Origin of the sequence: Flavobacterium aestuarii, from assembly GCF_040049115.1 — a bacterium.
Classification (GTDB): Bacteria; Bacteroidota; Bacteroidia; order Flavobacteriales; family Flavobacteriaceae; genus Flavobacterium; species Flavobacterium aestuarii.
Window position 1 is genome coordinate 1 of sequence record NZ_JBDLZZ010000034.1, and the last position, 8,829, is coordinate 8,829.

Annotated in this window: 7 protein-coding genes and 1 pseudogene; 2 read left to right on the top strand and 6 right to left on the bottom strand. The window is 32.9% G+C overall.

Going from position 1 to position 8,829, the window contains the following annotated elements:
* Window positions 1–35: 35 nt before the first annotated feature.
* Together ABEG11_RS18775 and ABEG11_RS18780 are read right to left on the bottom strand one after the other, a co-directional pair.
* On the bottom strand, window positions 36–593 hold the full coding sequence (locus tag ABEG11_RS18775) for an exonuclease domain-containing protein (protein ID WP_009135711.1): 558 nt from the start codon (window positions 591–593) through the stop codon (window positions 36–38).
* Between the two features lie 234 nt (window positions 594–827).
* A complete protein-coding gene (locus tag ABEG11_RS18780; protein WP_008651082.1) occupies window positions 828–1,994 on the bottom strand; it encodes a tetracycline-inactivating monooxygenase Tet(X2) in 1,167 nt (388 codons plus the stop codon).
* Between the two features lie 357 nt (window positions 1,995–2,351).
* Here ABEG11_RS18780 and ere(D) point away from each other — a divergent pair, with 357 nt between their 5' ends.
* On the top strand, window positions 2,352–3,578 hold the full coding sequence (ere(D), locus tag ABEG11_RS18785) for an EreD family erythromycin esterase (RefSeq protein WP_009040233.1): 1,227 nt from the start codon (window positions 2,352–2,354) through the stop codon (window positions 3,576–3,578).
* A 200-nt stretch (window positions 3,579–3,778) separates the two neighbouring features.
* On the opposite strand, the gene ABEG11_RS18790 is transcribed toward ere(D), so the two are convergent.
* Together ABEG11_RS18790 and estT are read right to left on the bottom strand one after the other, a co-directional pair.
* Window positions 3,779–4,642 (bottom strand): aminoglycoside 6-adenylyltransferase AadS, encoded by an 864-nt coding sequence (locus tag ABEG11_RS18790; RefSeq protein WP_003013318.1) that lies wholly within the window; start codon window positions 4,640–4,642, stop codon window positions 3,779–3,781.
* A 175-nt stretch (window positions 4,643–4,817) separates the two neighbouring features.
* Entirely contained in the window at window positions 4,818–5,660 is an 843-nt protein-coding gene (estT, locus tag ABEG11_RS18795; protein WP_229103106.1) for a macrolide hydrolase EstT, read from the bottom strand.
* A 444-nt stretch (window positions 5,661–6,104) separates the two neighbouring features.
* Here estT and erm(F) point away from each other — a divergent pair.
* Window positions 6,105–6,903 (top strand): annotated as a pseudogene (gene erm(F) / locus ABEG11_RS18800) (23S rRNA (adenine(2058)-N(6))-methyltransferase Erm(F)).
* Window positions 6,904–7,105: 202 nt separating this feature from the next.
* On the opposite strand, the gene ABEG11_RS18805 reads toward erm(F), so the two are convergent.
* Together ABEG11_RS18805 and ABEG11_RS18810 are read right to left on the bottom strand one after the other, a co-directional pair.
* Entirely contained in the window at window positions 7,106–7,930 is an 825-nt protein-coding gene (locus ABEG11_RS18805; RefSeq protein ID WP_004295324.1) for a class D beta-lactamase OXA-347, read from the bottom strand.
* 220 nt (window positions 7,931–8,150) lie between these two features.
* Window positions 8,151–8,696: a BRCT domain-containing protein gene (locus ABEG11_RS18810; protein WP_005807148.1), complete on the bottom strand. Its 546-nt coding sequence runs from the start codon at window positions 8,694–8,696 to the stop codon at window positions 8,151–8,153.
* Window positions 8,697–8,829: the final 133 nt, after the last annotated feature.

Here is an 8,829-nt window from a genome sequence, read left to right on the forward strand (position 1 = left end):
AACTGAATATGTTCATAATCCCTGCTTTTTGAGCGCTAATATACTAAAAATATTAGGTGTGTTTGCGGAGAATCAGATAGATTTTTCAAAACACTCAAGTCCATACTCGCATTATGAAAAATTAATAAATTAGATGAAAGATATTTAGAAAGTTCGTCTTCCCATAATTCTTGAAAATTAAGGGAAAATTCTACATCTTCATATGAAATTCCGTGTATTGAAGTATGAGTTTTTAAAAACTTTTCTGATTTTGGTGGATTTATATAGTGTTTTGTCGAATAAACTATTGTGTCATTTTTCACGAAGCATAATCCGATTGCACAAGCACTTAATCTACTGTTATTTGCTGTCTCAAAGTCAATAGCAATAAAATCAAATTTATTTTCAAAGTACTCAGGGAATGTATGAGGATTTTTAAATTGATTGAATTTCAATTTTTGCAAAATCGCTTGTTCGTATTGAGGTTTTACTTTATAACCAACTTGTTTTGCTTTTTTTAGCCAAGGTTCAAGAATATAGTTTGGTGTATTTTCGATAAAATTATAGAATAGAAATTCATTGTTTGTTTCAGGATTTATTCCCGAAACTTCCATTTCAATTTGATTTTTTGGTTTAGGTTTAAAAAAGTTAAACATAGTTCATTTTGTATAATTCAGACGAGTTTTGGTGTAATATGGCATATAACGTTTGGCAAATTGGCGATGGAGCCGACTTTTAGCACAAATGTTGAATAGAATTACTAATCTTCAACATTGCACAAAAGTTCAATAGAAGTACTTCACCGGCTCTATTGCCAATTTGTTTGTTATGTGCCGTTTTATTCCATTTTATACATTTAACAATTGCTGAAACGTAAAGTCGGGTTTAAACATTTCAATTTCGTTTTGAGTTGATTCTTCTTGTGCTTCTTTGCCATAGATAAACATTTGCTGTTCATAATTTTTAACAGCCTCTTCAATGCTATTAAATTTTCCATCGGCTAGATTATCAGACAATATCAAGGCATCCACCAACCCACTATTTACTCCCTGCCCTGCAAAAGGCGGCATCAAATGTGCGGCATCCCCAATCATTGTTATGGGTAATGGGCGCTTGCTTTTCCAAGGCTTTTCTAAAGGAAATATCCGTGTAGCCAATCCTACAAATGACAACGTCGTATGAATCAATTCTTTGTAGCGTTCGTCCCAATCGGAAAATTCTTTCAGAAGAAAATCAACGACACTATTTCTGTTTTGAAAATCTACCTGCGTTTGGTTTTTCCATTCATCAGGTGTTTTAAAACTTATTCCAAAATGCAATGCACCATTATTATTGGGGTTAGCAAATAATAAATTACCTTGGTGAGATGCCATTAGCCGGTTTCCATTGCATAGCTGAAAAAATCCAGGACAGTTTATCTCTGGTTGATGAATATCGGCTTGTATATTGAAAGTACCTGTTTCTTCAACTTCCGTGTCGGTAACAAATTTTCTTACCTTGGACATCCCGCCATTGGCAAGAATAACCAAATCTGCTGTTTCACTCGGTTTATTCTCAAAAGTTAGTGTCCACTTCTTCTTACCAGGTTCAAGCATAACAAGTTTTCTATCCCAAATAACCGTGTCGTTTTCTAAACTATTCAACAAGATAGCCCTTAAGTCATTTCTGTTTATTTCAGGATTGTCAAATCGATTTTCGGGCTTTACATTTTTTGTGGATAAAATATTGCCTTTTTCATCAGCAATATTTACACCCATTGGTAAGGCTAAGTCATAATAAGTTTGTAACAATCCCGCTTTTTTCATTGCTTCCTGACCTGAACCTTTGTGTAGGTCAAGGGTTCCACCAAAAATTCTTGCCTCTCGGTCGTTGTCTCTTTCGTAAACTGAAACGTCTATGCCGTTTTGCTGTAATAATTTTGCCATAGTCAGTCCAACGGGTCCACCACCAATTATTGCAACGTTCTTATCACTAAGTAAATTCATTTGTTTGTCTGTATCTATTCGCATTGTCATTCAAAAATGGCACATAACGGGAAACGCATTGGCGAAGTGGCGGATAAATTGGACAAAAAGTTCAATTTAGCGAGAACGTAGCCGATGTGTTTCCACAGAGCTAACTTACAAATAAAAAGCGAATGTGGAACACATTCGGCGGAATAAAATGCAGAAACTTTCAATTTAGCACTTAACCTGCCATTTTGCCAATGCGATGTTATGTGAAGGAATTTTTAGTATCTTTGTATTCAAATAATTCACATTTTATGTATTTCAGCAAGCCTTGGTAATTAAAAATTAAAGTAAATTATTAAATCGTCTTTTTGAGACGGTTGCTATTTGGTACGTTAATTTTTAATTTAAAATAAGGTAATAATGAAAAATATAAAACCCTTAACTTTTCCGTTTAATTCGGAAAATAATACATCCATAAAACAAAGTCTTTTTCGATTTCGAGAATATTTTGATTCTTCTACAATTGTTGGTTTAGGCGAAAACGCACATTTCATAAAAGAGTTTTTTACATTCAGGCATCAAGTTATTGAGTTTTTAGTAACTGAATGTGATTTTGACACCTTGGCATTTGAGTTTGGTTTTTCTGAAGGATTAGAAGTTGATAAGTGGATAAAATCACAAATTCCATTCGACGATTTGGATAAGTTACTGTCACACTTTTATTATCCAAATGAGTTTAAAGATACTTTGCTATGGCTTCGTCGGTATAATCAAGACAATAATAATCAAATTACCTTTTTAGGTGTGGATATTCCTAAAAATGGAGGTTCTTATTTTCCAAACTTTCGTATTGTATCTGATTATTTGCAAAGACTTTCAATCGTTTCTTCTGATGTCTTACAGAAGATTTTAAATCTTGCTGAGAAATTTGATTTCTATTCGACTTCTCAGCTTGCGTTAAATTTATCGCTTTTTGATGAAGCTGAACATAATGAATTAAAAGCATTGCTATTAAAAGTTTACATTCGTTTGATTACTCTTCAACCAAAATTAGAAAGTTTAGAATTTCAATCGATAGTTCATCAAGTTAAAGGCTTGATTTATATGAATTATAATGCTGATGCTATGGAAAGTTTCATTACTGAAAGGGGAATTGAAGGAGATATGGGAGCAAAAGACCAGTATATGGCAGAAAGCATTGATTGGTTTTTGAAAAATTCACTTGGTAAAAAGATTATTTTGGTTGCCCACAATGCTCACATTCAAAAAACTCCGGTAGATTTTGATGGATTTATTAGTTGTTATCCAATGGGGCAAAGACTTTCGATGACTTTTGGAGAAAAATATAAAGCATTTGCAATAACTAATCTACGTGGAGAAACTGCGGCATTGTATCCTGATAATGATTATCAATTTGGCTTTAGGGTTGATAAATTTCCACTTGATTTTCCAGAGTCGGATTCTGTTGAATTTATTATGCAAGAATTTGGAGGAAAAGAATGCTGTTTACTAATGAACAGAAGTACGGAATTAAAAAATTGTAATAAGATTCGATTTGATTCGATGTGCCTAAAAACTGAAATAGAAGAAGCTTTTGACGGAATTTTTCTAATAGAAAAATCAACTGTTTCAGAAGTAGTGGATTGAGAATTTATAAATTTAATTTCGAAACGGCACTTTCTTTTTGGAGGTGCCGTTTTATTCTTTCACATAACGTGCCGCGTATTGGCGATGGGCGGGATTTTTAGCACTGAACTTTAATCGAAGAACAGAAGTTGAATTTTGCACTTCCGTTGATACGAAGCCGTTCAGCCCGCCTATTGCCAATACGATGTTGTACGACGTAGTTATGTTTTGGGTTTTAGTCCAGCTAAATATTTTCGTATGTCATTTTCTAATTTATCCGGGTATTTGTACTCTAATTTTTTTGACAATTCAGTTCCTATTTCTGAAACTAAATCAGTCATTGAAAATAGAGCAGTCCAATTTTCCTTTATATCGCTCCCTGAAAATGTTTGTTCTGTTTTAGCCCACATTTCCTGGTTAAGATACTTTTTGAAAAGCCGTCCATATTTATTGGTCGTTATGTTCCAATTGTGTTCACTTGCAATGTGCCATTCAATTAAAGGAATTAAATATTCTGTGCGAATAACGGTTTCCGACATAAATTTCGCATAGAATATTTCATCTCTCACAAGACACTTTGCCACGTAAGTTGTGTCCCACCAAAAATCGTTTATTAGATTTTGAAACTCTTTTTCAGACGGTTTTTTGATAATGGAAATTTGATAAGTTGGTTTCAGCATTTGCTTTGTAATACCATCTTTATCAATTAAAATTTTATAACCAATATCCCAATCTTCTGGTAATTCTTTCTCTTGCGTTTCCTTTATAAATTTTGATTTGCTGTAAAGTTTAAAATCTACTTTCACACCGTCTTCATAAAGTAGCATTTTCATTGCGTGTTTATGGTTAAAACAACTTTCGTCTTCTTCAATCATAGCAATTGGATTTCCGAATTTAAGCGTCCAGCTTTTGTCTGAAATGTAATTTGTATTATCCTCAAAAACAAATTCAATGTCTAAATCACTAAATTCGTCAACAAGTGCTAAAGGATTTACAAGTGAACTTGTCAGAAGAAGAACTCTTACATCTTCGTTTTTCTCCGACCATTCTATAATTGTTCTTAACTTTTCTTCTCTGACTTTCATTTTGTTTGGTTCGGTTTTACTATGTCGTACAACGGTTAGTATATGAAAAGTAGGCGATTTCGAAGTGCCAAATTTTCGGTTAAGCACAAAGTATAATACGAGCCAAAAGCCTTGAATTTACTACTGTTTCGCCTATTTTTTATATACATTGTTAGCGGGTCGTTATTTTTGTTTATCAGTCATTTATGTGTTTTTCTATTCCATCAATTATTGATTTCCAATCATCAACGTGTAATTCGTGTCCTGTACCTTCAAGGGTGATTAGATTTGAACCTTTTATTTTTTCTTGTAAAAAACCTGCATTCTTATAATGCCAAATTTTGTCGTCTGTTCCGTGGATAATTAAGGTGGGTTGTTTGATTTCGTTTAATCTGTTCCAATATTCTTCACCACCTTGCAATGCAGCGTGATTGAACATACTTATATAATTGTTGGCTCTATTGAACTCAGCTCTTATCAGTTTTTCACTTCTTTGTTTGTCAAATTGTTTCTTGCCACTCATTAATTCTGCACCCTGAATTAAATAGTTTACCACACTGTCTTCATTTGTCCAATTGACTGTACCTGCTTTACTATGGAAATCTAAAATACTCGTGTCCATTTCAGGTATAGTTGGGTCTGAGTCTCCCCAAGGGCCTGATGACATAAGAGTTAAGGAGTTAACTCTGTCGGCAAACTTTATTGATGCTATTTGAGAAATTAGTCCGCCCAAAGAAATCCCCACAAAATGTGCTTTGTCAATCTTGTAGCCATCCAATATTGAAATAGCGTCATTAGTTAAGTCAACAATATCGTATGGAGTAGAACCTGGTTCATAATTAGTGGATTTTCCTACATCTCTGTTGTCGTAACGAATAACAAAAAATCCTTTTTCAGATAATTGTTGGCAAAATTCAGTGTCCCAATACAGCATTGATACGGTTGCACCTGCTACCAAAAGGATTGCTGGATTTTTCTTATTTCCAAAACTTTCCGTACAGAGTTCAATGCCGTTTGTTTTAATTATTTTCTCTTTCATTTCTGTTTTCCTTTGTTTGCAACTGATTATTATCAGTCCTAAAATTAATATCCAAAGTAGTTTTTTTTTCATTTATCAATGTTTAACTGTTATGCTGGTATCTTTCACAATGCCCGCTAACGGGAAACGCATTGGCGAAGTGGCGGATAAATTGGACAAAAAGTTCAATTTAGCGAGAACGTAGCCGATGTGTTTCCACAGAGCTAACTTACAAATAAAAAGCGAATGTGGAACACATTCGGCGGAATAAAATGCAGAAACTTTCAATTTAGCACTTAACCTGCCATTTTGCCAATGCGATGTTATGTGAAGGAATTTTTAGTATCTTTGTATTCAAATAATTCACATTTTATGTATTTCAGCAAGCCTTGGTAATTAAAAATTAAAGTAAATTATTAAATCGTCACGATTTGAATTCAAGTATTCACCTGTAAGAAGTTACTAATGACAAAAAAGAAATTGCCCGTTCGTTTTACGGGTCAGCACTTTACTATTGATAAAGTGCTAATAAAAGATGCAATAAGACAAGCAAATATAAGTAATCAGGATACGGTTTTAGATATTGGGGCAGGCAAGGGGTTTCTTACTGTTCATTTATTAAAAATCGCCAACAATGTTGTTGCTATTGAAAACGACACAGCTTTGGTTGAACATTTACGAAAATTATTTTCTGATGCCCGAAATGTTCAAGTTGTCGGTTGTGATTTTAGGAATTTTGCAGTTCCGAAATTTCCTTTCAAAGTGGTGTCAAATATTCCTTATGGCATTACTTCCGATATTTTCAAAATCCTGATGTTTGAGAGTCTTGGAAATTTTCTGGGAGGTTCCATTGTCCTTCAGTTAGAACCTACACAAAAGTTATTTTCGAGGAAGCTTTACAATCCATATACCGTTTTCTATCATACTTTTTTTGATTTGAAACTTGTCTATGAGGTAGGTCCTGAAAGTTTCTTTCCACCGCCAACTGTCAAATCAGCCCTGTTAAACATTAAAAGAAAACAGTTATTTTTTGATTTTAAGTTTAAAGCCAAATACTTAGCATTTATTTCCTGTCTGTTAGAGAAACCTGATTTATCTGTAAAAACAGCTTTAAAGTCGATTTTCAGGAAAAGAGGTCAGGTCAATTTCGGAAAAATTCGGTTTAAACCTTAATGCTCAAATTGTTTGTTTGTCTCCAAGTCAATGGGTAAACTGTTTTTTGGAAATGCTGGAAGTTGTCCCTGAAAAATTTCATCCTTCGTAGTTCAAAGTCGGGTGGTTGTCAAGATGATTTTTCTGGTTTGGTGTCGTCTTTTAAGCTGCCGCATAACGAAAAATGGTAGCCGTAGTTGCCGGATTTACAGCACTTTCGTATCAATTTAGCACTTCGGTTCGTTAAAAGCACCAAAGTATCAAGTTGGCACGAAAGCCGGCAATTATCGGCTACCATATGTTAGTGGCATTTATCATTTCATTATATTCATTTGCTTTAACGCATTTTTTGTTACATTAATTCTCGATGAAATAAAATCATCAACATTCAATCCGTCTGTCGGAATTACATTTGTTGCAAAAAAATAAACATTAGATTTTGTTTCAACATAACCAACAAACCAACCATTATATTTTTCTTCTATCGAACTTAATCCAGTCTTACCGCTTAAAATGTAATTTTCAGTTCGCTCAATTTCCATAATATTTTTGACAATCTTTATTGTCCTATCAGAAATTGGAAATTTTGAAAAATAGAATTTCCTTAAAAAGTCGATTTGTTGTTTTTGAGATATTTTTGAATTTCCTTCAAGCCAAAAATTGTCAATCGTTAAACTGTCAAAAATCATATTTTTATACTCAAATTTTTCTAAATATTCTTTCATTTTAATTGTTCCGATTTTCCTTGCAATTTCCTGATAGCAAGGAACACAGGAAATTCTAAAAGCATCTTTAAATGATAAATCTTTTTCCCAAATATCCATTTTTCTCTGCTCGCCATTCCATTTTAAAATAGTTGTATCATTTTCAATAATGCCTAATTCAACAGCAATTATAGAATTTGGAATTTTGAATGTTGATGCAGGTAATTTTCCGTTTTTAGCCCAATCAAAGTCATTTGAGTAAAAAGTATTCTTGTCGTTATCATAAATTAGAATTGAACCATTTACTTGAAAACTATCTAAAATTTTGTCAAAATCAGAAATTTCTGTTTCAATTATGTTTTTATTCGTTGTTGTGTTACAGCAAACAAATAAAAATATCATTGAAATAAAAACTACAAATAAAATATTTTTCATTTATTGTCTAATTATCGTTTGTTTTTGTTGCCACTAACGGGAAACGCATTGGCGAAGTGGCGGATAAATTGGACAAAAAGTTCAATTTAGCAGTGACGTAGCCGATGTGTTTCCACAGAAGCTAAATTATTAAAAAAAGCTGAATGTGGAACACATTCGGCGGAATAAAATGCACAAAAGTTGAGTTTGGCACTTAACCCGCCATTTTGCCAATGCGATGTTATATGCCGTATTTTTTGATAAGATAATTTAAGTCAGCTTCGTTTAAAATTCTAATGTTTGCTTTTTTTGATTGGTTTAAGTCGTTTATTTTTTGGATTTTTGACCAACCACAATCTTCACCTGCAAAAACAAAATCTACTTTACCTGTTATTCCTGATTTTATTTGTCCACCAATTTTCATTAGAAAAGTTTTTATTTCTTCTCTTTCTATTGAAAAGTTGCCCGTAATAACTATTCCTTTTCCTATTAAATCAATGTTTTCAAGTTCGTTTTGAGTTATTTGATAATTTGATAAATGCTCTTCATTTTCTTCTAAAACATCTTCACTTGGTTGATTGAAATAATTATTATTTGTTTTAGGCTGGTCATCAATTTTTCTTATTAGTTCTTGATAACTTGGATACTTGTCAGTCAATTCGCCAAATATTAAAGCACAAAGTTTTGCATCGAATTCTGGGTCGTGATGATTTGTTACTTCTAAGTCCAAACTCTCTGCTAAATCTTTTATTTTTTTAGGCATCCCAAGTTTATCTGCAAATAACATTGTGTCAATATAACTTATGACATATGGTTTTAAATTATAATGTTCATATAGATTTTTCTGATTATCCGTTTATGCACCTGTTATATTCGCAATTACTAGTCTGTCAAAGAGTTTGTCTCCAAAATACCGTCTG